The organism is Micromonospora sp. WMMD998, from assembly GCF_029581235.1.
Classification (GTDB): Bacteria; Actinomycetota; Actinomycetes; order Mycobacteriales; family Micromonosporaceae; genus Micromonospora.
The window spans coordinates 5248802-5272143 of sequence record NZ_CP120740.1 but is presented as its reverse complement, the minus strand read 5'-3'; the positions used below and the strand labels follow the sequence as shown (position 1 = coordinate 5272143).

At 71.7% G+C, this 23342-nt stretch carries 22 protein-coding genes and 1 pseudogene; 20 read left to right on the top strand and 3 right to left on the bottom strand.

Annotation, left to right across the window (positions count from 1 at the left end):
* Positions 1 to 80: 80 nt before the first annotated feature.
* The 3 genes from O7619_RS23730 (at position 81) to O7619_RS23720 (ending at position 2523) form a co-directional block, all read left to right on the top strand.
* A complete protein-coding gene (locus O7619_RS23730; RefSeq protein ID WP_282283513.1) occupies positions 81 to 1040 on the top strand; it encodes a heme o synthase in 960 nt (319 codons plus the stop codon).
* A gap of 219 nt (positions 1041 to 1259) precedes the next feature.
* On the top strand, positions 1260 to 1592 hold the full coding sequence (locus O7619_RS23725; protein WP_282283511.1) for a hypothetical protein: 333 nt from the start codon (positions 1260 to 1262) through the stop codon (positions 1590 to 1592).
* Positions 1593 to 1605: 13 nt separating this feature from the next.
* Complete coding sequence (locus tag O7619_RS23720; protein ID WP_282283510.1) at positions 1606 to 2523, top strand: hypothetical protein; 918 nt, start codon at positions 1606 to 1608, stop codon at positions 2521 to 2523.
* A 546-nt stretch (positions 2524 to 3069) separates the two neighbouring features.
* On the opposite strand, the gene O7619_RS23715 is transcribed toward O7619_RS23720, so the two are convergent.
* A complete protein-coding gene (locus O7619_RS23715; RefSeq protein ID WP_282283509.1) occupies positions 3070 to 4737 on the bottom strand; it encodes a right-handed parallel beta-helix repeat-containing protein in 1668 nt (555 codons plus the stop codon).
* A gap of 73 nt (positions 4738 to 4810) precedes the next feature.
* Positions 4811 to 5773 carry a COX15/CtaA family protein gene (locus tag O7619_RS23710; RefSeq protein ID WP_282283508.1) on the bottom strand — a complete coding sequence of 321 codons (963 nt, stop codon included), beginning with the start codon at positions 5771 to 5773 and terminating at the stop codon, positions 4811 to 4813.
* A 131-nt stretch (positions 5774 to 5904) separates the two neighbouring features.
* On the opposite strand from O7619_RS23710, the gene O7619_RS23705 reads away from it, so the two are divergent.
* From O7619_RS23705 to O7619_RS23655, 11 genes and pseudogenes are all read left to right on the top strand, one after another.
* Positions 5905 to 6609, top strand: a complete 705-nt coding sequence (locus tag O7619_RS23705) for an ArsR family transcriptional regulator (protein WP_282283507.1) — start codon at positions 5905 to 5907, stop codon at positions 6607 to 6609.
* Entirely contained in the window at positions 6606 to 8036 is a 1431-nt protein-coding gene (gene sufB / locus O7619_RS23700; RefSeq protein ID WP_281587602.1) for a Fe-S cluster assembly protein SufB, read from the top strand. The genes O7619_RS23705 and sufB overlap by 4 nt, the downstream gene beginning before the upstream one ends.
* A gap of 54 nt (positions 8037 to 8090) precedes the next feature.
* Positions 8091 to 9236, top strand: a complete 1146-nt coding sequence (gene sufD, locus O7619_RS23695; protein ID WP_282283506.1) for a Fe-S cluster assembly protein SufD — start codon at positions 8091 to 8093, stop codon at positions 9234 to 9236.
* Positions 9236 to 9562, top strand: a complete 327-nt coding sequence (locus tag O7619_RS23690) for a non-heme iron oxygenase ferredoxin subunit (RefSeq protein WP_282283505.1) — start codon at positions 9236 to 9238, stop codon at positions 9560 to 9562. The genes sufD and O7619_RS23690 overlap by 1 nt, the downstream gene beginning before the upstream one ends.
* A complete protein-coding gene (gene sufC / locus O7619_RS23685; protein WP_282283504.1) occupies positions 9562 to 10335 on the top strand; it encodes a Fe-S cluster assembly ATPase SufC in 774 nt (257 codons plus the stop codon). Before O7619_RS23690 ends, sufC begins: the two co-directional genes overlap by 1 nt.
* A gap of 6 nt (positions 10336 to 10341) precedes the next feature.
* On the top strand, positions 10342 to 11649 hold the full coding sequence (locus tag O7619_RS23680; protein ID WP_282283503.1) for a cysteine desulfurase: 1308 nt from the start codon (positions 10342 to 10344) through the stop codon (positions 11647 to 11649).
* A pseudogene (gene sufU / locus O7619_RS23675) lies at positions 11649 to 12107 on the top strand (Fe-S cluster assembly sulfur transfer protein SufU); the annotation flags it as partial. The gene O7619_RS23680 and the pseudogene sufU, both read left to right, overlap by 1 nt.
* Positions 12108 to 12178: 71 nt before the next feature.
* On the top strand, positions 12179 to 12580 hold the full coding sequence (locus tag O7619_RS23670; RefSeq protein WP_282283502.1) for a metal-sulfur cluster assembly factor: 402 nt from the start codon (positions 12179 to 12181) through the stop codon (positions 12578 to 12580).
* Positions 12581 to 12900: 320 nt separating this feature from the next.
* Positions 12901 to 13527 carry a LysE family transporter gene (locus O7619_RS23665; protein WP_282283501.1) on the top strand — a complete coding sequence of 209 codons (627 nt, stop codon included), beginning with the start codon at positions 12901 to 12903 and terminating at the stop codon, positions 13525 to 13527.
* Between the two features lie 18 nt (positions 13528 to 13545).
* Positions 13546 to 14184: an acVLRF1 family peptidyl-tRNA hydrolase gene (locus O7619_RS23660; protein WP_282283500.1), complete on the top strand. Its 639-nt coding sequence runs from the start codon at positions 13546 to 13548 to the stop codon at positions 14182 to 14184.
* 166 nt (positions 14185 to 14350) lie between these two features.
* Positions 14351 to 15547: a hypothetical protein gene (locus O7619_RS23655; protein WP_282283499.1), complete on the top strand. Its 1197-nt coding sequence runs from the start codon at positions 14351 to 14353 to the stop codon at positions 15545 to 15547.
* Between the two features lie 66 nt (positions 15548 to 15613).
* On the opposite strand, the gene O7619_RS23650 is transcribed toward O7619_RS23655, so the two are convergent.
* On the bottom strand, positions 15614 to 16531 hold the full coding sequence (locus O7619_RS23650) for a neutral zinc metallopeptidase (protein WP_282283498.1): 918 nt from the start codon (positions 16529 to 16531) through the stop codon (positions 15614 to 15616).
* A 246-nt stretch (positions 16532 to 16777) separates the two neighbouring features.
* Between O7619_RS23650 and O7619_RS23645 the strand changes: the two genes are divergently transcribed.
* From O7619_RS23645 to O7619_RS23620, 6 genes are all read left to right on the top strand, one after another.
* Positions 16778 to 18385: an ABC-F family ATP-binding cassette domain-containing protein gene (locus O7619_RS23645; RefSeq protein ID WP_282283497.1), complete on the top strand. Its 1608-nt coding sequence runs from the start codon at positions 16778 to 16780 to the stop codon at positions 18383 to 18385.
* Between the two features lie 182 nt (positions 18386 to 18567).
* Positions 18568 to 18795, top strand: coding sequence for a helix-turn-helix domain-containing protein (locus tag O7619_RS23640; RefSeq protein ID WP_007072022.1), 228 nt, complete (start codon positions 18568 to 18570; stop codon positions 18793 to 18795).
* 46 nt (positions 18796 to 18841) lie between these two features.
* Positions 18842 to 19609, top strand: coding sequence for an enoyl-CoA hydratase/isomerase family protein (locus O7619_RS23635; protein WP_282283496.1), 768 nt, complete (start codon positions 18842 to 18844; stop codon positions 19607 to 19609).
* 118 nt (positions 19610 to 19727) lie between these two features.
* Positions 19728 to 21710: an ABC transporter ATP-binding protein gene (locus O7619_RS23630; RefSeq protein ID WP_282288918.1), complete on the top strand. Its 1983-nt coding sequence runs from the start codon at positions 19728 to 19730 to the stop codon at positions 21708 to 21710.
* Between the two features lie 61 nt (positions 21711 to 21771).
* Positions 21772 to 22554 carry an ATP-binding cassette domain-containing protein gene (locus O7619_RS23625; RefSeq protein WP_282283495.1) on the top strand — a complete coding sequence of 261 codons (783 nt, stop codon included), beginning with the start codon at positions 21772 to 21774 and terminating at the stop codon, positions 22552 to 22554.
* Positions 22551 to 23312, top strand: a complete 762-nt coding sequence (locus O7619_RS23620) for an ABC transporter permease (protein ID WP_282283494.1) — start codon at positions 22551 to 22553, stop codon at positions 23310 to 23312. The genes O7619_RS23625 and O7619_RS23620 overlap by 4 nt, the downstream gene beginning before the upstream one ends.
* The last annotated feature ends 30 nt before the right edge of the window (positions 23313 to 23342 follow it).

Below are 23342 nucleotides of genomic sequence, written 5' to 3'. Positions count from 1 at the left end.
GTAGGGTGTGGGGCGGTGTGTGGACCTGCCTCGGGTCCGGGCCGACGACCTCCCCTGCCGATGCCGGAAGGTGGCAATCCGTGAGCATGATCACCGAGCGCCCGGTCAGCAATCCTGCCGGGACGTCGCCGGTGGGCACGGTGACCGCGGCGCCGGCGACCGGCCGGCGGGACGTGCGGGCCGTGGTGGCCGCGTACGTGGCGTTGACCAAGCCGCGGATCGTGGAGCTGCTGCTGGTCACCACCGTGCCGGCGATGATGCTCGCGGACGGCGGGATGCCGTCGCTGTGGCTGGTGGCCGTGGTGCTTGTCGGCGGCTCGCTCGCCGCCGGCGCGGCAAGCGTGCTCAACTGCTACATCGACCGCGACATCGACCAGTTGATGCGGCGCACCAAGCGCCGGCCGCTGCCCGCGCACACCGTGTCGCCCCGCAGCGCGCTCGTCTTCGGGTTGGTCCTGGCGGTGGTGTCGGTGGCGCTGATGGCGGCCACCACCAACTGGCTGGCGGCCGGGCTGACGCTCGCCGCGATCGCCTACTACGACCTGGTCTACACGCTCTGGTTGAAGCGGACCACGGCCGCCAACACGTTCTGGGGCGGTGTCTGCGGGGCCGCGCCGGTGCTGATCGGCTGGGCCGCGGTGACCGGCTCGCTGGCGCCCGCGGCCTGGGGCCTGTTCGCGGTGGTGTTCTTCTGGCAGATGCCGCACTTCTACGCGCTCGCCATCAAGTACAAGGACGACTACGCGCGGGCCGGCATCCCGATGCTCCCGGTGGTCGCCTCCGTCCGGCGGGTCAACGCGGAGATCATCGCGTTCTCCTGGCTGACGCTGCTCTCCTCGCTGGCGGTCTGGCCGCTCGGGATGAGCCCGCTCTACGGGGTGACGGCGCTCGTCGTCGGCGGCATCTTCGTGGTCGAGGCGCACAAGCTGTGCCGGCGCGCGGCCCGTGGCGAGGCGGTCAAGCCGATGCGGCTGTTCCACTGGTCCACCACCTACCTCACCATCCTCTTCGCCGCCGTCGCGCTCGACGCGCTGCTCTGACCCGCCCCGCGCGGCGGTTCATCAGAAGTTTTTCCGGAGACCGACCCGGGGGACCAACCGGGACAGAGTGTGACGATATTGGTTGCCCGTTTCGCCCAGACTTAACGGATAAATCTAGGCTAATTACCTGTGGTTCCGCTTAAACCGACGGGTAATTGGTATCACATTCAGTTCACTGTTCTCGCACATCCGGGTGGAAGTCTGCTTAGGCTTCGCGTCATGGCAGATGGTTCCGATACGACGCTTACGGCTGATCAGTCCCCTGAGCAGGCCTCCAACGGCCTGGTCGCGGGCATCAAGTCGTTCGCCGCCGGGCACGGTGGCGCGAAGGCCGTCATCGAGTACGTCGGCAAGCGCGGTGCACGGATCGTCCTCGTGGGTTCCGACGGGGCATGGGCCGACCAGTTCGCCGACGACACCGACGTCGCGCGGCAGGCCTGCGCCACGGCCGGGGTCGACATCGAAAACGCTTGGGAGCGTGAACTGATGGACCAGATGCGTCCGAGCAACGACCTCTGGCGGTCGATGGCTCGGCGCACGATGGCCCGTTGACACACATAACCGCATGACCAACCACCACCAGTCGACCCGGGGGAAACCCCGGGTCGCTCTCGTCACCTGCGCCGCCCTGCCCGACCTCGACCCCGACGACCGGCTCGTGCTCGGCCCGCTCGCCGCGCGCGGCGTCACCGCCGAGATCGCGGTCTGGGACGACCCGACCGTGGACTGGGCCGCCTACGCCCTCGTCGTCCTCCGCTCGCCCTGGGACTACGCGCTGCGCCGGGACGAGTTCGTCGCCTGGGCGCGCACCGTCCCGGCCCTGGTCAATCCGGCCGACGTGGTCGCCTGGAACACCGACAAGCGCTACCTCGCCGCGCTCTCGGCCGCCGGCGTGCCGACCGTGCCGACCGTGTGGGTCGGGCCGGGGGAGAGCTGGACGCCGCCCACCGGCGGCGAGCACGTGCTCAAACCGGCGATCAGCGCCGGCAGTCAGGACACCGGGCGCTACGACCTGGCCGACCCGGAGCACCGTGAGCTGGCGTGGGCGCACCTACGGCGGCTCGGTGACGCCGGCCGGGTCACCATGGTCCAGCCGTACCTCGACGCGGTGGACACCGCCGGCGAGACCGCGCTGCTCTTCCTGGCCGGCCCCGACGGCCTGGCGTTCAGTCACGCGATCCGCAAGGGGCCGATGCTGACCGGCCCGGACCTGGGCGAGGCCGCGCTCTACAAGGAGGAGCGCATCGAGGCCCGCACCGCCACCCCGGGCCAGCGGGCCGTCGCGGAGCGGGTGCTCGCCGCCGTGCCGGGCGGCGCCGACCGGCTGCTCTACGCCCGGGTCGACCTGATTCCCGGCCCGGACGGCACGCCGGTGCTGGTCGAGCTGGAGCTGACCGAGCCGAGCCTGTTCGTCGGGTACGCCGACGGCGCCCCGGACCGCCTCGCCGATGCCGTGACGACCCACCTGGCCCACCGCCGCTGACCGGCCCCGCCCGCTCCTCCGGTTCGGTCCCGTCTGCCCCCTGCTCCGGCCCGCTCCGGCCCGGCTCCGCTCCGGCTCTGACCGGCCTGGTCTGCCGCGCTGGCGTAACCCGCCGCCCCGACCGCCTTCACCCGCCAGAGCGCCACCCCTCGCGCGACGAGGCCCGATGGCTGTCCCGACGCGGTCCTCCGCCCGTGCGCCCGCCCGATCGCCGCCGACGCACCCATGGCGTTCCACCCGCGACGTCCGTGGCCGATGGGTGGAACGCCAGGGGTGTCTGAGCGGGTCTGAGGCACCCGTGGCGTTCCAGCCGTGACGTCCATGGCCGATGGGTGGAACGCCAGGGGTGTCTGCGGAGCAGTGACACGCCGATGGTGTTCCCACGGCGGGGGCGCCCTGCTGAGGTGCCCGAGCGGCGACCGCGTGCCCACCGTCCGCGCATGCGCGGCGCCCGGTCAGCCCGGTCAGTCCGCTCCGCCGCCCGGCGAGGCGGGTCACGGTCACGGTCGCGGACGTCGCCGCCGGGGCCGGCTGGGCCGCGCAACCTCAGTCCCGGTCGGTGTGGTTGCGTTCCCAGCGACCGCCGATCGGCGGGGTGTCCAGCCGCAGCGCGGCCGACGACCCGGCCAGGTCGTTGTCCTCCACCGCGCAGGAGACGCAGCTTCCCGACTCGGTGACCCAGATGCCGTACGCCTGGGTGTCGGCGTCCCGCTGCCAGATCCGGTTGCCCCGCACGGTGGCCGAGTCGAACGGGGCGGCGATCGTGATCCCGGCGCACACCGCCGGCCCGTCCGGCAGCTCGTACGCGGTGCCCGGGCCCGGGGTGGCCTCGTTCCAGCCGGTGGCGCCGTCGGGGCGTACCTCGGCCAGGGAGAGCCGGTTGCTGGTGTTGTCGGCGACCACCGCCTCCCGGGTGCCGGCCCGGACCACCTTCCCCCGGTGCCCGCCGGTCGGCCAGTCCGCCGCGCCGTCGGTGACCTCCCGGGGGCCGTAGCGCACCGCGTCACCCGAGCCGCGGTACGGCGGCGCGGAGCGGCGTCCGTTGTCCCGGATCCGGTTGCCGACGATCGACGCGTCGAGCATCGGCCGGTCGATCCGGATCCCGTCCAGCGCGTTCTCCCGGATGTCGTTGTCCTGGATCACCACGTCCGCGGCCGTGCCCCGGTAGCCGCGGCCCAGGTCGTGCTCGTGGTAGCCGTACCCGCCGTTGCGGCTGATCCGGTTGGCCTGCACGGCGTACGGCCCGGGGGTGTCGCCCATGCTGATCCCGTTTCCGACGTTGCAGTCGATCACGCAGCCGGTGAGCAGCCCGCCGTGTCCGGCGACGCCGGCGGTGCCGTTGGCCGAGACGTCGAAACCGGCCTCCAGGTTGTTGGTCATGGTGCAGCCGGAGACGATCAGCCCGTCCGCGCCCCAGTCCGAGATGCCGAACCGGTTGGCCTGGCTGTGGCAGCCGATGATGCGGATGCCGCGCGGCGGGGTCCAGTAGTCCTTCTGCAACTCCAGGAAGATGCCGTTGGTGCCGTTGCCGATGGTGGTGCAGTTGGTGATGGTGAGGCGTTCCACGTCACCCCAGCCGCCGATGCCCACCCCGATCCCGGCGCCGCCCATCTGCCGGCCGTTGTCCAGCCGGCCGCAGCCCACCACGACCACGCCGTCGATCAGGCTGTCCTGGAGGAAGTCGCAGCCGAGGCCGGTCGCGCCGGTGTGGTGGATGTAGAGGTTGCGGAACACGCCCCGCACCACGTATTGCAGGCCCAGGCCCTTGGCCAGGTAGTCGTAGGCGGTCTGGGCCACCCCGGAGCCGTCGATCTCGAAGTCGGCGAAGGTGCAGTCGGCGATGTGCCGGTCCCGGTCCGCGCCGTGCTGCACGGTGGTCCAGAAGGCCAGCGGCACCGGATCGGCGCGGTTGCCCTCGTTGCTGAGCAGGAACCGGGTCGCCGCCGGGCCGGCGCCGATCAGGGAGACGCCGCTGCGCCAGATCGTGCCGGCGTCGCGGATCGAGTAGAGGCCGGGTGGGCAGTGGATGACCCGGGCCCGGCCGTCGGCGTCGTACCCCGCGCCGAGGCGGTCCACGAGCGCGGCCAGCGCCGGCTGGTCGTTCGTCACCCCGTCCCCGGTGAGTCCGTGCTCCCGGGCGTCGCACCACAGCGGCGCGCCGGCCACCGGGGTCAGCCGCTGCGGTGCGGTCGTGGCGAGTCCCTTGCGCGGCACCGGTGGCTCCCCTCGGGCGTACGGTCCGTCGTCCGGGCCGTATTCCCGCTCCCGCCGCGCCGTAACGCGCGGCTCAGGCGGTGGCGCCGACCGGCTCGGCGGCGGGCGCGGCGGGGGTCGGCGGGGTGGCCGGGAGCCGCTCCCGGGTGGCCCCGAGCACGCCCAGCATCGCCAGCAGCACCAGGCAGGAGCCGAGCATGTGCGCGGCGACCAGCACCGCGGGCAGGTGGGTGAAGTACTGCACGAAGCCGATCAGGCCCTGGCCCAGCTCGACCGCGAGCAGCACCCCGGCGGCCCGGGCGGCACGCTGCGCGCCGACCGCGCGGAACGCGAAGAACAGCGCCACCGAGAGGCCGATCAGCAGGAAGACGCCGTCCGCGTGGACCTGGGAGATCGCCTCCGGGTCCAGGCCGTTGCGGGCCGCGCCGTGGTCGCCGGCGTGCGGGCCGCTGCCGGTCACCCAGGTGCCGACCACGAGCACGGCCGCGGTGACCGCGGCGGTGATCCAGGCGAGGGTACGCAGCGGCGCCGGCACGGTCGGCGTCACCGGGCCGTCCGGCTCGCCGGTGCGCCGCCACAGCGCGTACGCGGCGGCGATCACCGCCATCGAGGCGAGGAAGTGCAGCCCGACCACCCACGGGTTGAGGTTGGTGAGCACGGTGATCCCGCCGATGACCGCCTGGGCCGGGATGCCGAGCAGCACGCCCACGGCCAGCGGCAGCAGCCCCCGGCGGCGCGGGCGCTGGGCCAGCACGGCCAGCACCACGGCGAGCGCGATGATCCCCACCGCGAACGTCAGCAGCCGGTTGCCGAACTCGATCACGCCGTGCACGCCCATCTCGGACGTGGTGGTGTAGGACTCGTCGGTGCACCGGGGCCAGGTGGGGCAACCGAGGCCGGACGCGGTGAGACGGACACCCCCGCCGGTGACCACGATCGCCACGTTCGCGATGATCGAGGTGTAGGCGAGCCGGCGCAGCAGCGTGGGGGAGACCGGGAACCGGACGGAACGCTTCACCCCGCGAATCCTACGCATCGTAGTGGACCCCGATCGGGTGACTCCGCCGCTCCGGTGGCCAGGATCACCGGACCCCGGGTTTGCGGGCCCCGCGCGAATTACGTAACGTTGCCGTTGTGAAAAACGTGGCAGCGCTGTCCGGAGGGTCGGTGACCAGCTCGGTCGCCGGCGCGACGGCACCTGCCGACCCGCCGACCCGGGACCGGGTCACCCAGCTCCTGCTGGAGCGGGGCGCGACCACCGCCGCGCAGCTCGGCTCGGCGCTCGGCCTCAGCCCGGCGGCGATCCGCCGGCACCTCGACGCGATGCTCGCCGACGGCGACGTGGTCGCCCGCGAGCAGGTGGTGCGGGGCAGCCGGGGACGGGGCCGTCCGGCCAAGGTCTTCGTGCTCACCGACGCCGCCCGGGTGCGCTGCGGCACCCACCACTACGACAACATGGCCACCGCCGCGCTCCGGTGGATCGCCCGCACCGGCGGCGACGAGGCGGTCGCGGAGTTCGCGGCCGACCAGGTCGCCGCGCTCGAGGCGCGCTGCCGGTCCGCCATGGAGGACGCCGGCGACGCCCCGCTCGCGCGGGCCGAGGCGCTCGCCGGCGCGCTGACCGCCGAGGGCTACGCTGCCAACGCGTCCACGATCGCCTCCGGCGGCCAGCTCTGCCAGCACCACTGCCCGGTGGCGCACGTGGCCGCCGAGTTTCCCCAGCTGTGCGAGGCCGAGACCGCGGTGATCTCCCGTCTGGTCGGCACCCACGTGCAGCGCCTGGCCACCATCGCGCACGGCGACGGCGTGTGCACCACGCACATTCCCGCCCAGTCCGGTTCCACCGTCACCACTGTGAGGACAGATAGATGACCGAGCAGATCGTCCAGCCCCTGACCCAGGAGGAGCAGCTCGCCGCCCTCGGTCGTTACGAGTACGGCTGGGCCGACTCCGACGTCGCCGGCGCCGCCGCCCAGCGTGGCCTGAACGAGGCGGTGGTGCGGGACATCTCGGCCAAGAAGAACGAGCCGGCCTGGATGCTCGACCTGCGCCTGAAGGGCCTGCGCCTGTTCGGGCGCAAGCCGATGCCGGCCTGGGGCGCGGACCTCACCGGGATCGACTTCGACAACATCAAGTACTTCGTGCGGTCCACCGAGAAGCAGGCCACGAGCTGGGAGGACCTGCCCGAGGACATCAAGAACACCTATGACCGGCTGGGCATCCCGGAGGCGGAGAAGCAGCGGCTGGTGGCCGGCGTCGCGGCGCAGTACGAGTCCGAGGTCGTCTACCACAAGATCCGTGAGGACCTTGAGGAGCAGGGTGTCGTCTTCCTCGACACCGACACCGCCCTCAAGGAGCACGAGGACCTGTTCAAGGAATACTTCGGCACCGTCATCCCGGTCGGCGACAACAAGTTCGCCGCGTTGAACACCTCCGTCTGGTCCGGTGGCTCGTTCATCTACGTGCCGAAGGGCGTGCACGTGGAGATCCCGCTCCAGGCCTACTTCCGGATCAACACCGAGAACATGGGCCAGTTCGAGCGGACGCTGATCATCGTCGACGAGGGCGCGTACGTGCACTACGTCGAGGGCTGCACCGCGCCGCTCTACTCCTCCGACTCGCTGCACAGCGCGGTCGTGGAGATCGTGGTCAAGAAGAACGCGCGCTGCCGCTACACGACCATCCAGAACTGGTCGAACAACGTCTACAACCTGGTCACCAAGCGCGCCGTGTGCCACGAGGGCGCGACCATGGAGTGGGTCGACGGCAACATCGGTTCCAAGGTCACCATGAAGTACCCGGCGGTCTACATGACCGGCGAGCACGCCAAGGGTGAGGTGCTCTCGGTGGCCATGGCCGGCGAGGGTCAGCACCAGGACGCCGGCGCCAAGATGGTGCACGCGGCGCCGCACACGAGCAGCACCATCGTGTCGAAGTCGATCGCCCGCGGTGGTGGCCGCACCTCCTACCGTGGCCTGGTGCAGGTGCTGGAGGGCTCGCACAGCAGCCGCAGCACGGTCAAGTGCGACGCGCTGCTGGTCGACACCATCTCCCGCTCCGACACCTACCCCTACGTCGACATCCGCGAGGACGACGTGTCGATGGGGCACGAGGCGACCGTCTCCAAGGTCAGCGACGACCAGCTCTTCTACCTGATGAGCCGGGGCCTGAGCGAGGACGAGGCGATGGCGATGATCGTGCGCGGCTTCATCGAGCCGATCGCCAAGGAACTCCCGATGGAGTACGCGCTGGAGCTCAACCGCCTGATCGAGCTGCAGATGGAGGGCGCGGTCGGCTGACCGCGGCCCCCCGCACCCACTGACACCGCAGTCGCTGAACAGACCAAGGAAGAGATGACTACCCAGGCTTCCGCGCCGCCCACGACCAAGTCGCAGGCGCTCCGCTCGTACGACGTCGCCGACTTCCCGGCCCTCACCGGCCTGGAGGAGGAGTGGCGCTTCACCCCGCTCAAGCGCCTCCGTGGCCTGACGGGTGACGGCTCCGGCTCGCCGCGCGGCACGGTCCGGCACGAGTACGCCGACCTGCCCGAGGGCGTCTCCGTCGACCGGATCGGCCGGGACGACCCGCGGATGGGCAGCGTGCTCACCCCGTTCGACCGGGTCAGCGCGCTCGCCTACGGCGGGGCCGAGGGCGCGCTGCTGGTGGCGGTCGCCCGCGATGCCGTGGTGGACGCGCCGGTGCGCCTGCGGGCGGTCGGCGAGAGCGCCGGGGCGCTCGCGTTCGGCCACACGTTCGTCGAGGTGGGCCGGTTCGCCGAGGTGACCGTGGTGCTGGAGCACGTCGGCTCGGCCACGCTCGCCGACAACGTCGAGGTGACGGTGGCGGACGGGGCGAAACTGACCCTGGTCACGGTCGCCGACTGGGCCGACGACGCGGTCCAGGCGCAGCACCTGAAGGTGCGGCTGGGCCGCGACGCCAGGATCGTGCACGTGCAGGTGACCCTCGGCGGCGACCTGGTCCGGCAGCACACCACCGTGGAATACACCGAGCGTGGCGGCGAGGCCGAGCTGTACGGCCTCTACTTCGCCGACTCCGGCCAGCACCTGGAGCACCGGCAGTTGGTCGACCACGGGGTGCCGGACTGCCGCAGCAACGTCGGCTACCGGGGCGCGCTCCAGGGCGACGAGGCGCACACGGTCTGGGTCGGCGACGTGCTGATCCGGGCCGAGGCGACCGGCACCGACACGTACGAGATCAACCGGAACCTGCTGCTCAGCGACGGCGCCCGGGCCGACTCGGTGCCCAACCTGGAGATCGAGACCGGCGAGATCGCCGGCGCCGGTCACGCCAGCGCGACCGGCCGGTTCGACGACGAGCAACTGTTCTACCTGATGGCCCGGGGCATCCCGGAGGCCGAGGCGCGGCGCCTGGTGGTGCGGGGCTTCTTCGCCGAGCTGATCAACAAGATCCCGGTCGAGGAGTTGCGCGAGCGGCTCGGCGACGCGATCGAGGCGCGTCTCGCGAAGGCCGGCGCCTGATGATCCGGATCTGTCCGACCGAGGACGTGCCGAAGGGCACGGCGATCAGCGTCGACGTGGACGGCGTGCAGATCGCCGTCGTGCACGGCGAGGACGACGTGTTCTACGCCGTGCACGACGAGTGCTCGCACGCCGCCGTGGCGCTCTCCGAGGGCGAGGTCGAGGGCTGCACGCTGGAATGCTGGCTGCACGGATCCCGTTTCGACATGCGTACCGGTGAGCCCACCGGGCTGCCCGCGACCGAACCCGTACCCGTCTATCCCGTCGAAGTCCGCGACGGCGACATCTTTGTCAGTCTGACGCCGAGCAATGGAGTGACCCGCTGATGAGCACCCTGGAGATCCGCGACCTGAAGGTGTCGGTCAAGCTGCCCGAGGGTGAGCTCAAGCCGATCCTGGACGGGGTCGACCTGACCGTGCGCTCCGGAGAGACGCACGCCATCATGGGCCCGAACGGCTCCGGCAAGTCGACGCTCGCCTACTCGATCGCCGGCCACCCCAAGTACGAGATCACCGGTGGCGAGGTGACCCTCGACGGCGAGGACGTGCTCGCCATGTCCGTCGACGAGCGGGCCCGCGCCGGCCTCTTCCTGGCCATGCAGTACCCGGTCGAGGTCCCCGGCGTGTCGGTGGCCAACTTCCTGCGGACCGCGAAGACCGCCCTGGACGGCGAGGCGCCGAAGCTTCGCACCTGGGCCGGCGAGCTGCGCGGCGCCATGGAGAAGCTCCAGATGGATCCGGCGTTCGCCCAGCGCAACGTCAACGAGGGCTTCTCCGGCGGCGAGAAGAAGCGGCACGAGATCGTGCAGCTTGAGCTGCTCAAGCCGAAGATCGCCATCCTCGACGAGACCGACTCCGGCCTCGACGTGGACGCGCTGCGCGTGGTCAGCGAGGGCGTGAACCGGGTCCGCGACACCGGCGACACCGGCATGCTGCTGATCACCCACTACACCCGGATCCTGCGCTACATCAAGCCGGACTTCGTGCACGTCTTCGTCGCCGGCCGGATCGTCGAGCAGGGCGGTCGCGAGCTGGCCGACAAGCTTGAGGAAGAGGGCTACGAGCGGTACGCCGCCGGGGCCGGCGCGGCGCGGGTCTGACCTGACATGACCTCCTCCATCGCGATCCCGGCGGGCATGCCGCAGTACGACGACGTGCCGCGCTTCGACGTGGCGGCGGTGCGGGCCGACTTCCCGATCCTGGACCGGGAGGTCAACGGCCACCCGCTCGTCTACCTGGACAGCGCCAACACCTCGCACAAGCCGCGGCAGGTGCTCGACACGCTCGCCGAGCACTACGCGATGCACAACGCCAACGTGTCACGCTCGGTGCACACGCTGGGCACCGAGGCGACCGGGGCGTACGAGGGGGCGCGGGCGAAGATCGCCGCGTTCGTCCACGCGCCGAGCGTGGACGAGGTGGTGTTCACCAAGAACTCCACCGAGGCGATCAACCTGGTGGCGTACGCGTTCTCCAACGCCTCCCTGGGCGCGGGCGGCGACGACCGGTTCCGACTCGGCCCCGGCGACGAGATCGTGATCTCCGAGATGGAGCACCACTCGAACATCGTCCCGTGGCAGTTGCTGGCGGAGCGCACCGGCGCGACGTTGCGCTGGTTCCCGCTCACCGACGGTGGCCGGCTGGACGAGTCGGGCCTGGACGACCTGGTCACCGAACGGACGAAGATCGTCTCTCTGGTGCACGTGTCGAACATCCTCGGCACGGTCAACGCCACCGCGCGGATCACCGAGCGGGTCCGCCAGGTCGGGGCGCTGCTACTGCTCGACTGCTCCCAGTCGGTGCCGCACCTGCCGATCAACGTGGTCGACCTGGACGCCGACTTCATCGTCTTCACCGGGCACAAGATGTGCGGCCCGACCGGCATCGGCGTGCTCTGGGGCCGGGGCGAGCTGCTCGCCGCGATGCCACCGGTGATGGGCGGCGGCTCGATGATCGAGACGGTGACGATGGCGCGGTCGACGTTCGCCGCGCCGCCGGCCCGGTTCGAGGCGGGCACGCCGCCGATCGCCGAGGCGGTCGCGCTCGGCGCGGCGGTGGACTACCTGACCGGCGTCGGCATGCCGGCGATCCGGTGGCACGAGAAGGAGCTGACGGCGTACGCGCTCGACGCCCTCGCCACCGTGCCCGGGCTGCGGATCTTCGGCCCGTCCGTGCCGGTGGGCCGCGGCGGGACGATCTCGTTCGCCCTCGGCGACGTGCACCCGCACGACGTCGGGCAGGTGCTCGACTCGCTCGGCGTGCAGGTGCGCGTCGGGCACCACTGTGCCAAGCCGGTGTGCGCCCGTTTCGGGGTGCCGGCCATGACGCGGGCGTCGTTCTACCTCTACACCACCACGGCGGAGATCGACGCGCTGGTGGCGGGCCTGGAGCAGGTGCGGAAGGTGTTCCGGTGATGCAGCTCGAATCGCTCTACCAGGAGATCATCCTCGATCACTACAAGCACCCGCACGGCCGCGGACTGCGGGACGCGGTGGATCCGGCGGCGGCGGTCGGCGAGGCGCACCACGTCAACCCGACCTGCGGCGACGAGATCACCGTGCGGGTGGCGACCGACGGCACGGTGCTCACCGACATCTCGTACGACGGGATGGGCTGCTCGATCAGCCAGGCGTCGGCGAGCATCCTGCACGAGCTGCTGCGCGGCCGGGCGGCGGGCGACGCCGCCGTGGTGCACGAGGCGTTCGTCGAGTTGGTGTCCGGGCGTGGCCAGGTCACGCCGGACGAGGACGTGCTCGGGGACGGGGTGGCGTTCGCGGGTGTCGCGCGCTACCCGGCCCGGGTCAAGTGCGCGCTGCTGTCCTGGATGGCGTTCAAGGACGCCGCGGCGCGCGCCGGGGTGGGCGTGAGCCCCGAGGCGAAGGCGAATCACCAACACAGCGCGGCGGCGTCCCATGCCGGCGCCGAGCGAAGCGAGGGGGAGGCATGAGCGACGACGAGACCACCACGACGCCGGAGACCGGCGCGGTGGCGACCGACAGCCCGGTGACGTCGGGCGGTGGCAAGGCCGCCGTCGGTGACATCGAGGAGGCGATGAAGGACGTCGTCGACCCCGAGTTGGGCATCAACGTGGTCGACCTGGGTCTGGTATACGGCGTGCACGTGGACGACGAGAACGTCGCCACCCTGGACATGACGCTGACCTCGGCGGCCTGCCCGCTCACCGACGTGATCGAGGACCAGGCCCGGCAGGCGCTGACCACCGGCCCGGGCGGCGGCCTGGTGAACGACATCCGGATCAACTGGGTCTGGTTGCCGCCGTGGGGCCCCGACAAGATCACCGACGAGGGCCGCGACCAGCTCCGCTCGCTCGGCTTCAACGTCTGACCCTCTCGACTCACCGCGATGGGCGCGGCACCCCGACCGGGGCGCCGCGCCCATCGCGTCCCACCCCCCACCCCACCCCCACCTCGATGCGCGCTGATTCACGGAAAGAGTGGCTATCCGCGAGCGGGAAGCCACTCTTTCCGTGAATCAGCGGCTCGTGGGGTGGGCGCGGGGTGGGGAAATGGGTGGCGGGGGAGTGGGGGCGGGTCGCAGGATGAGCGGGTGATCGAGGCGTACCCGAAGCAGGCTCCTGTCCGTGCGGGCTTCCGCGCGCGCCGACAGCGTGCCCTGCCGGCCGTCTCGACCCGTCGTCCGCCGTCGTGACCGGCGCGTTCCTGGCCGGGCTGGTCGCCGGTTACGGCGTCGCGATCCCGGTCGGCTCGATCGCGGTGCTCATCCTCGGGCTCAGCGCACGCGACGGGATCCGGGTCGGCGCTGCCGCCGCGCTCGCCGTGGCCACCGCCGACGGGCTCTACGCCGCGGTCGCCGCGCTGGGCGGCGCCGGGCTGGCCGGCGTCCTCGCCCCGGTCGCCGGGCCACTGCGGGTGGTGGCCGCGCTGGTCCTGCTCGGCATCGCCGGGCACGGCCTCTGGCGCGCCTGGTCCGGCCGGCGGGCGACCCCGCAGGCGCCGGCCGGGCGCGGCCTGCGCACCCCGGGCCGGGCGTACGCGGCGCTGCTCGGGCTGACCCTGCTCAACCCGGCGACGGTGCTCTACTTCGCCGCCCTGGTGCTCGGTCGCCGGGACGCCGCCGACCCGGATCCGGTCACCGCGGCGCTGTTCGTGACCGGCGCGTTCCTGGCTTCGGCGAGTTGGCAGCTACTGGTGGCCGGCGGCGGCTCCGTGGTCGGCCGCGTGCTGGCCGGTCCGCGTGGGCGGCTGGTCACCGGCGTGGTGTCGAGCGCGCTGATCGCCGCCCTCGCGGCCAGCACCCTGCTGTCCGGCTGAACCGCGTACCGTCGGGCCATGAGCAGCCGACCCGCAGCCGGGGGCGGCCGGTGGGTCGAGGTCGACCCGGCCCGCGTCACCCGCTGGGTCGAGGGCTTCGCCGACCGGCACGGCCCGCCCACCATCACCGCCCTGGGGTACGGGCTGCTGCTGACCGCCCCGGACGGCGCCACCGCCGAGTTGCACTCCCCGCCCGGGGCCCGCCCGGCGCCGGACCTGCCCGGGTTTGTCGGCGTCGCCACGGCTCCCCGCCGGCTCGGCCTGCTGCTGGCCCGCAAGGGCGCGGTGGCGGTCGGCGTCGCGGACGGCGCCGACCTCATGGTCTCCAAGGTGGACACGCGGTACGTGCAGGGCCGCACCGCCGCGGGTGGCTGGTCCCAGCAGCGGTTCGCCCGGCGGCGCGACAACCAGGCGAAGGCGGCCCTGGGCGACGCGGCCGATCTCGCCGTACGCCTGCTGTTGCCGGCCGTGGGCACGCTCGCGGCGCTTGTCTGCGGCGGTGACCGGCGGGCGGTCGACACGGTGCTGGCCGACCGGCGGCTGGCCCCGCTCGCGGCGTTGCGCGCGGAGCGCCTGCTCGACGTGCCCGAGCCGCGGCACGCGGTGCTCGTGGCCGCCGTCGCCGCCGCCCGTGCGGTCCACATCCTGGTCCGCTGAACGGGAAAGATCGCATCAAGGCAGGCCAATCCCACTGAGCGATAGTGCATCGAACAAGGACGATGCCTAAGGTCGGTGTCACGAAGCGGTGGGTCTCCGGGCGACCCGCCGGGGCAGCTTCGCCTCCGCCATCCGAGCACCGACATCGTTGGGAGAGAACAATTTCATGAGCGGACAACAGGACGGCCGGCTGCGGGCCCGGTGGCGCCGTGCGACGAGGCTCCTCGCCGTCGCGGTGGCGATGTGCGCCGGAAGCGTCATGGTCACCGCCGGCACGGCTGCCGCGAGCGTCAGCTCCGCCGCCGCGCTCGCCGCCCCGACGGTCACCAGCGTCACCACGGGCGGCGCGCACACCTGCGCGATCGTGACCGACGGGGGCCTGTGGTGCTGGGGCTCGAACTACGGTGGCCAACTCGGCGACGGGACCACCACGAACCGGAACACTCCGGCGCGGGTGGGCACCGCCACCTGGACCGCGGTCGACGCCGGCACCGGGCACACCTGCGCGGTCCGGACGGACGGCACGCTGTGGTGCTGGGGCTCGAACTTCCGGGGTCAGGTCGGTGACGGCACCACCACGAGCCGGAGCGCCCCGGTGCAGGTCGGCACCGCCACCAACTGGGCCACGGTCGACGCCGGGCCGTTGCACACCTGCGGCGTGCGCACCGACGGCACGCTGTGGTGCTGGGGCTTCAACCGGACCACCCAGTTGGGCGTCGGCGCCTCGCCCTACGTGGCGACCACCCCGTTGCAGGTCGGCACCGCGACCAACTGGGCGAGCGTCTCCACCGGCTACGCGCACACCTGCGGCCTCCGTACCGACGGCACGCTGTGGTGCTGGGGTCTCAGCTCGGACGGGCAGGTCGGTATCGGCACCCTGAGCGCCCAGGCGACGCCGGCGCAGGTCGGCACCGCGAACAACTGGACCGGCGTCACCGCCGGCTACGTCCACACCTGCGGGATCCGGTCCGGCAGCCTGTGGTGCTGGGGCGAGAACGGCTACGGGCAGCTCGGTGTGAGCGGCAGTTTCCAGACCTCGCCGGTGCAGGTCGGCTCGACCACCACGTGGAGCCGGGTCGCCGCGAGTGGTGACACGTCCTGCGCGTCCCGCGCCGACGGCAGCCTGTGGTGCTGGGGCAAGAACTCGATGGGCCAGGTGGGCGACGGCACCACCACCCACCGGTCCGCGCCGACCCGCGTCGGTGACGCCACCACCTGGACCGGCGGCCTCGCGGTCACCGACCACGCCTGCGCGATCCGCACCGACGGCGGCCTGTGGTGCTGGGGCGACAACAGCGGGGGCCAGTTGGGCGACGGCACCACCACCCAGCGGCCCACCCCGGCCCAGGTGCTGCTGGGCTGACGACAGGGGGCCGCCGGCCCGCGCCGCGGAGACGTTCCGCGGCGCGGGCCGACGGCCCCGAGGGTGTTACTGGCCGCCGCCGAAGGTGTCGCACGCCTTCGGGTCACCGGTGGTGAAGCCCTTGGTGAACCACTGCCGGCGCTGCTCGGACGTGCCGTGGGTGAACTCGTCCGGGTTCACCGGCCGGCCGGAGCGCTGCTGGATGGCGTCGTCACCGATCTTCTCGGCGGTGTCGACGGCCTGCTGGATGTCCTGGTCGGTGATGCTCTTGAAGATCTTCTGGCCCTTGTCGTCGGCGGTGCCGGTGGCGTTCTTGGCCCAGGCGCCCGCATAGCAGTCGGCCTGCAACTCCAGCTTCACCGAGAGCGCGTTGGCGTTCTGCGGGTCACGCTGCTGCTGGCGGCGCATCTGCGCCTCGGTGCCGAGCAGGTCCTGCACGTGGTGGCCGTACTCGTGGGCCAGGACGTACGGCTGGGCGAACTCGCCCTCGGCGCCGAGCTGGTCGGCGAGCAGCTTGTAGAACGTGAGGTCGATGTAGACCAGGTCGTCGGCCGGGCAGTAGAACGGCCCGACGCCCGAGTCCGCCGCGCCGCAGCCGGTGCTGACGTTCTGGCTGAAGAACACCGTCTTGGACGGCTTGTACTGCTCGCCGAACACCTCCGGCATGGCGGTGCGCCAGTATGCCTGGATGGAGTTGACGTAGAGCGTGTTGCGGCAGTCGAGCTGCTCCAGCGCGTCCTGCGCGGAGCACTTCTGCTCCAGCGAGGCGTTGTCACCCTGCTCGTCTCCGCCGCCGTTGGTGGCCGCGTTGAGGCCGAAACCGCCGCCCACGAGGGCGACGAGCACGGCGATGATGATGCCCACGATTCCGCCCCGGCCACCGCCGATCGGGATCGGGATGCCCATCCCGCCCCCTCCGCCGCCGGACCCTCGCCGGTCGTCCACCTGGCTGGTGTCGACCTGCGCGTTCTCATTCAGCTCCATGTTGACCCCGATCACCGATGTGTCCGTATGTGGTGGTTGCGGTACCGGACCGGGTCCGGACGGCGGATTCGGTACCCGATGATCTTGCGCGGTAATCCGGCAGGACGGGTGCGACGCGCCCGGTACACTTGTGCCGTGCTGCGCTGCGAAGGCTGAACGGCCCCGCGCCGACGGGAGAAGACGACCCGCCGGCGCTTTCGCGTGCCCTGAGTCAGCCCTTCCGGACCCGAGAGCGAGTCTTCCGAAATGATCACTGCCACCGGCCTGGAACTGCGCGCCGGTTCCCGGATCCTGCTGTCCGACACCACCCTGCGGGTGCAGCCGGGAGACCGGATCGGCCTGGTCGGGCGCAACGGCGCCGGCAAGACCACCACCCTCAAGGTGCTCGCCGGGGAGGGTCAGCCGTACGCCGGGCAGATCGACCGGCGCAGCGCCATCGGCTACCTGCCGCAGGACCCGCGTACCGGCGACCTGGAGGTCACCGGCCGGGACCGGGTGCTCTCCGCCCGCGGCCTGGACGTGCTGATGGCGCAGATGACCGAGCTGGAGAACAAACTCGCCGAGGGGGCCGACGACGAGAAGCTGGTCCGCCGCTACGGCGCGCTGGAGGACCAGTTCGCCTCGCTCGGCGGCTACGCGGCCGAGGCCGAGGCGGCCCGGATCTGCGCCAACCTGGGCCTGCCCGACCGCGCCCTGGCACAGACCATCGGGACGCTCTCCGGCGGTCAGCGCCGCCGCATCGAGCTGGCCCGGATCCTGTTCCGCGACGCGGGCGAGAACGGCGGCGGCATCCTGCTGCTGGACGAGCCCACCAACCACCTCGACGCCGACTCGATCACCTGGCTGCGTGGCTTCCTCGCCAACCACAAGGGCGGCCTGATCGTGATCTCCCACGACGGGTCGCTGCTGGAGTCCGTGGTCAACAAGGTGTGGTTCCTGGACGCCACCCGGTCCGTGGTCGACACCTACAACCTCGGCTGGAAGGCGTACCTGGAGGCGCGGGAGACCGACGAGCGACGCCGCCGCCGCGAGCGGGCCAACGCCGAGAAGAAGGCCGGCGCGCTGATGGCGCAGGCGGACAAGATGCGGGCCAAGGCCACCAAGACCGTCGCCGCCCAGAACATGGCCCGGCGCGCCGAGCGCCTGCTCTCCGGCCTCGACGAGGTCCGGGTGTCCGACAAGGTGGCCAAGGTGCGCTTCCCCAACCCGGCGCCGTGCGGCAAGACGCCGCTGACCGCCGCCGGCCTGTCCAAGTCGTACGGGTCGCTGGAGATCTTCACCGACGTCAGCGTCGCGGTGGACCGGGGTTCCCGGGTGGCCATCCTCGGCCTCAACGGCGCCGGCAAGACCACCCTGCTGCGGATGCTCGGTGGGTTGCTGGAGCCGGACACCGGCGAGGTGCGCCCCGGGCACGGCCTGCGGCTCGGCTACTACGCCCAGGAGCACGAGACGCTCGACGTGGAGCGGACGATCCTGGAGCACATGCGCAGCGCCGCCTCGGACCAGACCGACACCGACCTGCGCAAGATCCTCGGTGCGTTCCTGTTCTCCGGGGAGGACGTGGACAAGCCGGCCGGGGTGCTCTCCGGCGGTGAGAAGACCCGGTTGGCGTTGGCCACCCTGGTCTGCTCCGGCGCCAACGTGCTGCTGCTGGACGAGCCGACGAACAACCTCGACCCGGTCAGCCGGGAGCAGGTGCTGGACGCGATCGCCCGGTACCCGGGCGCGATCGTGCTTGTCACCCACGACCCGGGCGCGGTCACCGCGCTCAAGCCGGACCGCGCCATCCTGCTCCCCGACGGCGACGAGGACGCCTGGTCCGACGACCTGCTCGAGTTGGTGGAGCTGGCCTGACCCGGAGGGTGACGGCGAGTTGCGGTACGGATCTGCCGGTCGGGAGGATCACTCTATCGGGAACCTGACAATGCGTAGCGTGTCGGTTGGCGAATAGTTGATATCTGGCGCATGATCGTCCGAGGCGGTCTAATAGGTGGGACCGTATCCGAACCGCACAGTCTGGGACGTGAGGAATCAGCATGGCAGCCACCGGCACAGCCACCAGCACTGAGAAGGGTCGCCGGATCGTCGGGGCCGAGCGTCAGACGCTCGCCAAAGACCTGGTAAAGCGGTACACCGGGGGTGAGAGCATCCGTGCGCTGGCGGCCTCGACCGGCCGTTCCTACGGGTTCATCCACCGGGTGCTCACCGAGTCCGGGGTGCAGCTGCGGCAGCGCGGCGGCGCCCGGCGCCGCAAGAAGGCGTGACCCGCCCCCCAGCGTCGTCCATCAGCGTCGCGCTCCGGGTGGTCCGGTGACCGCCGAGACGACCGGAGTTCGATTCGACTGCGACGGGCCGGTTGCGACGGTGACGTTGTGCCGGCCCGACGTGCTCAACGCCCAGACCCCGGCGATGTGGCGTGCCATGAGCGAGTTCTCCCGGGACCTGCCCGGTGACGTCCGGGTCGTCGTCGTACGCGGCGAGGGGCGTTCCTTCTCCGCCGGGCTGGACCTTTCGGTCGCCGGCGCGTCCGGGCCGGGATCCTTCGCCGAGCTGGCCACGCTCCCCGAGAGCGAGTGCGCCGACCGGATCGCCGACTATCAGGGCGGCTTCACCTGGCTGCACCGGCCGGACGTCATCTCGATCGCCGCCGTGCAGGGCCATGCCATCGGCGCCGGTTTCCAGCTCGCCCTCGCCTGTGACCTGCGCGTGCTCGCCGCCGACGCCCGGCTCTCGATGGCCGAGGTGACGCTCGGCCTGGTTCCCGACCTGGCCGGCACCCGTCGACTGGTCGACCTGGTCGGCTACTCCCGGGCGCTGGAGATCTGCGCCACCGGCCGCCGGATGGACGCCGCCGAGGCGGACCGGGTCGGCCTGGCCACCCTGGTGGTGCCGAACGACGAGCTGGACGGCGCGGTGCGCGACCTGTCCGCCGGGCTGCTCGCCGGCAACCGGGACGCGATCGTGGAGATCAAGGCGCTGCTCGCCGGCGCGGTCGGGCGGTCGCACGCCGAGCAGCAGCGGGCCGAGCGGGAGGCGCAGACCCGGCGGATCCGTGACCTGGCCGGCCGCGGCGAATAGCAGTAAGGACCGCACGGGAAGATCCGGGTTACTCGCGAGGTTGTCACAGGCGTCGGGAGAATGGACCCCGACGGTTCTCCGTTGCCCGACGACCCGGAGGTGACGAGTGTCCAACCACATGGCCGGCGGCGGCATGGGCGGCTGGAGCATGCTCCGGTCGCTGCGTAACCGCGACGAGGTCTCCGCCCACCAGCTCAAGCGCGGCACCGCCCGGCGGATCGTCGCGTTCGCCCAGCCCTACCGGCGCGACATCGTCATCTTCCTGATCACCGTCATCGTGGCCGCGGTGATCGGCGTGGCCACCCCGCTGCTCGCCGGTGACGTCATCGACGCCATCGCCGACGGCGGCTCCGACGCCCGCGACACCGTGGTCCGGCTCGCCCTGATCATCGCCGTGCTGGCCGTGGCCGACGCGCTCTTCTCGCTGGCCCAGCGGTGGTATTCCGCCCGCATCGGCGAGGGCATCATCCTCGACCTGCGCACCCGGGTCTACGACCACGTCCAGCGGATGCCGTTGCAGTTCTTCACCCGCACCCAGACCGGCGCGCTCGTGAGCCGGCTCAACAACGACGTGCTCGGCGCCCAGCGGGCGTTCACCTCGACCCTGTCCGGGGTGGTCAGCAACGTCATCCAGCTCGTGCTCACCGCCGCGGCGATGCTCGTGCTGTCCTGGCAGATCACCGTGCTGGCGCTGGTGCTGCTGCCGATCTTCATCATCCCGGCCCGTCGGGTCGGCCGGCGGCTGGCCGAGATCACCCGAGAGTCCTACAACCTCGACGCCAAGATGAACGCCACCATGACCGAGCGGTTCAACGTCTCGGGCGCGTTGCTGGTCAAGCTCTTCGGCGCGCCCGAGGTGGAGGCCACGCGGTTCGCCGGCCGGGCCGAGCGGGTCCGCGACATCGGCATCCAGTCCGCGATGTACTCCCGCACCTTCTTCGTGGCGATGCTGCTCGTCGCCTCGCTCGCCCAGGCGCTCACCTACGGGCTGGGCGGCTGGCTCGCCGTCGCGGGCGCGGTCAGCGCGGGCACCGTGGTGAAGCTGGCGCTGCTGCTCACCCGCCTCTACGGCCCGCTCACCGCGCTGTCCAACGTCCGGGTCGACGTGATGAGCGCGTTGGTTTCCTTCGACCGGGTCTTCGAGGTGCTCGACCTGCGCCCCGGCATCGCGGAGAAGCCCGACGCGGTGCCGGTCCCGCCGCGCAACGGCCGGGTCGAGTTCCGCGACGTGCGCTTCCGCTACCCGAGCGCCGCCGAGGTGTCGCTGGCCTCGCTGGAGGAGGTGGCCGCGCTCGACCGGACGGTCAACGAGCCGGTGCTCCGGGGCGTCTCCTTCGCCGTCGAGCCGGGGCAGATGGTCGCCCTGGTCGGTCCGTCCGGCGCCGGCAAGTCGACGCTGTCCTTGCTGGTCTCGCGGATCTACGACGTCAGCGACGGTCAGGTGCTCGTCGGCGGCGTGGACGTCCGGGACGCGACGCTCGCCTCGTTGCGCGACGAGATCGGCATGGTCACCCAGGATTCGCACCTGTTCCACGAGACGATCCGGGAAAACCTCCGCTACGCCAAGCCCGACGCCACCGACGACGAGATCTGGGCGGCGCTGGCCGGCGCACAGGTCGCCGACCTGGTCCGGTCCACGCCCGACGGGCTCGACACCACGGTCGGCGAGCGGGGCTACCGCTTCTCCGGCGGTGAGAAGCAACGGATCGCCATCGCCCGGCTGCTGCTCAAGGCCCCGTCGATCGTGATCCTCGACGAGGCCACCGCGCACCTCGACTCGGAGAGCGAGGCGGCGGTGCAGCGGGCGCTGTCGGTGGCGTTGACCGGGCGTACCGCGCTGGTGATCGCGCACCGGCTCTCCACCGTGCGCGACGCCGACCAGATCCTCGTCCTCGACGAGGGGCGGATCGTCGAGCGCGGTCGGCACGACGAGCTGGTGGCGGTCGGCGGTCTCTACGCCGAGCTCTACCGCACCCAGTTCGCGGTCACCGACTCCCCGGCTCCCTACGCCGAGCCGGAGCAGCCCGAGCCGGTGGTGACGACCGTGCCGATGGGCACCTACGTCGCCCAGGAGACCATGCCGCCGGCCACGGCCAACTAGTCCGACCGTTCGCCTCGCGGGCTTGACCCTGACGCTGCGTCAACCCCTCATGCTGACCGTCATGAGCAACCAGACAGGGCATCCCGCCATCCAGGTGCGGGGCCTGGAAAAATCGTTCAAGCAGCTCAGGGTGCTGCGCGGCGTCGATCTCGACGTGGCGCGGGGCAGCATCTTCGCACTGCTCGGCTCGAACGGGGCGGGCAAGACCACGGTGGTGAAGATCCTCGCCACGCTGCTCAAGGCCGACGCCGGCAGCGCCCGGGTCAACGGCTTCGACGTCGTGACCCAAGCCGCCGACGTGCGGGAGTCCATCAGCCTCACCGGGCAGTTCGCCGCGGTCGACGAGATCCTCACCGGGCGGGAGAACCTCATCCTGATCGCCCGGCTGCGGCATCTCAAGGCGCCGGGCGTGATCGCGGACGACCTGCTGCGACGGTTCTCGCTGACCGAGGCGGGCGCTCGGCGGGTGGCGACGTACTCCGGTGGCATGCGTCGGCGGCTGGACATCGCGATGAGCCTCATCGGGGATCCGCCGGTCATCTTCCTCGACGAGCCGACGACCGGGCTGGACCCGGAGGCGCGCATCGAGGTCTGGGAAGCCGTCCGGGAACTGGCCGAGCGGGGCACGACGGTGCTGCTCACCACGCAGTACCTCGACGAGGCCGAACATCTCGCCGACCGGGTCGCGATCCTGCACGAGGGCCGGATCGTCGTGGACGGCACCGTGCCGGAGCTCAAGCGGCTCCTGCCACCCGCCGAGGTCGAGTACGTCGAGAAGCAGCCGACCCTCGAGGACGTCTTCCTCACCCTCGTCGGGGCGGGCACGGACGGAGGCCAGCGATGAACCGGCACGTCCTCGGCGACACCGCCGTTCTCCTGGGGCGGTCGCTGCGCCACATCGTCCGCAGCCCGGACACCATCATCACGACCGCGATCATGCCGATCGCCTTCCTGCTGTTGTTCGTCTACGTCTTCGGCGGCGCCATCGACACCGGCGCCGACTCGTACGTGAACTACCTCCTGCCCGGAATCCTGCTGATCACGATCGCGTCAGGCATCTCCTACACCGCCTTCCGGCTCTTCCTCGACATGCGGGGCGGTCTGGTGGAGCGGTTCCAGTCCATGCCGATCGCACGGTCCGCCGTCCTGTGGGCGCACGTCCTGACCTCGCTGGTCGCCAACCTGGTCTCGATCGTGGTGGTCGTCCTCGTCGCCCTGGTGATGGGGTTCCGCACGGGCGCGGACGTGCTGGGGTGGCTCTCGGTCGCCGGCATCCTGGTCCTGTTCACGCTGGCGCTGACCTGGCTCGCCGTGCTCCCCGGCCTGGCCGCGAAGTCCGCGGACGGTGCGAGCGCGTTCTCCTACCCGCTGATTCTCCTGCCATTCGTCAGCTCGGCGTTCGTGCCGACCGACACCATGCCCGGCCCGGTCCGTGCCTTCGCCGAGAACCAGCCGGTGACCTCCATCGTCGACACGATCCGCGCCCTGTTCGCCCGGCAACCCGTCGGCACCGGCATCTGGACCGCGCTCGCCTGGTGCGTCGGCCTCCTCGTGGTGGCCTACGTGTTCGCCACCCTCTCCTACCGCCGCCGGACCTCCTGAGTCGGGGCGACGGGATCGGGCACGTCGAGG

What these genes read in the sequence shown, in the direction of transcription:
- O7619_RS23650 (WP_282283498.1), bottom strand. Translation starts at nt 16,531, where the DNA reads ATGGAGCTGAATGAGAACGCGCAGGTCGACACCAGCCAGGTGGACGAC.
- O7619_RS23690 (WP_282283505.1), top strand. Translation starts at nt 9,236, where the DNA reads ATGATCCGGATCTGTCCGACCGAGGACGTGCCGAAGGGCACGGCGATC.
- sufD (WP_282283506.1), top strand. Translation starts at nt 8,091, where the DNA reads ATGACTACCCAGGCTTCCGCGCCGCCCACGACCAAGTCGCAGGCGCTC.
- O7619_RS23620 (WP_282283494.1), top strand. Translation starts at nt 22,551, where the DNA reads ATGAACCGGCACGTCCTCGGCGACACCGCCGTTCTCCTGGGGCGGTCG.
- O7619_RS23720 (WP_282283510.1), top strand. Translation starts at nt 1,606, where the DNA reads ATGACCAACCACCACCAGTCGACCCGGGGGAAACCCCGGGTCGCTCTC.
- O7619_RS23640 (WP_007072022.1), top strand. Translation starts at nt 18,568, where the DNA reads ATGGCAGCCACCGGCACAGCCACCAGCACTGAGAAGGGTCGCCGGATC.
- O7619_RS23645 (WP_282283497.1), top strand. Translation starts at nt 16,778, where the DNA reads ATGATCACTGCCACCGGCCTGGAACTGCGCGCCGGTTCCCGGATCCTG.
- O7619_RS23625 (WP_282283495.1), top strand. Translation starts at nt 21,772, where the DNA reads ATGAGCAACCAGACAGGGCATCCCGCCATCCAGGTGCGGGGCCTGGAA.
- O7619_RS23660 (WP_282283500.1), top strand. Translation starts at nt 13,546, where the DNA reads ATGAGCAGCCGACCCGCAGCCGGGGGCGGCCGGTGGGTCGAGGTCGAC.
- sufC (WP_282283504.1), top strand. Translation starts at nt 9,562, where the DNA reads ATGAGCACCCTGGAGATCCGCGACCTGAAGGTGTCGGTCAAGCTGCCC.
- O7619_RS23630 (WP_282288918.1), top strand. Translation starts at nt 19,728, where the DNA reads ATGGCCGGCGGCGGCATGGGCGGCTGGAGCATGCTCCGGTCGCTGCGT.
- O7619_RS23725 (WP_282283511.1), top strand. Translation starts at nt 1,260, where the DNA reads ATGGCAGATGGTTCCGATACGACGCTTACGGCTGATCAGTCCCCTGAG.
- sufB (WP_281587602.1), top strand. Translation starts at nt 6,606, where the DNA reads ATGACCGAGCAGATCGTCCAGCCCCTGACCCAGGAGGAGCAGCTCGCC.
- O7619_RS23655 (WP_282283499.1), top strand. Translation starts at nt 14,351, where the DNA reads ATGAGCGGACAACAGGACGGCCGGCTGCGGGCCCGGTGGCGCCGTGCG.
- O7619_RS23710 (WP_282283508.1), bottom strand. Translation starts at nt 5,773, where the DNA reads ATGCGTAGGATTCGCGGGGTGAAGCGTTCCGTCCGGTTCCCGGTCTCC.
- O7619_RS23680 (WP_282283503.1), top strand. Translation starts at nt 10,342, where the DNA reads ATGACCTCCTCCATCGCGATCCCGGCGGGCATGCCGCAGTACGACGAC.
- O7619_RS23670 (WP_282283502.1), top strand. Translation starts at nt 12,179, where the DNA reads ATGAGCGACGACGAGACCACCACGACGCCGGAGACCGGCGCGGTGGCG.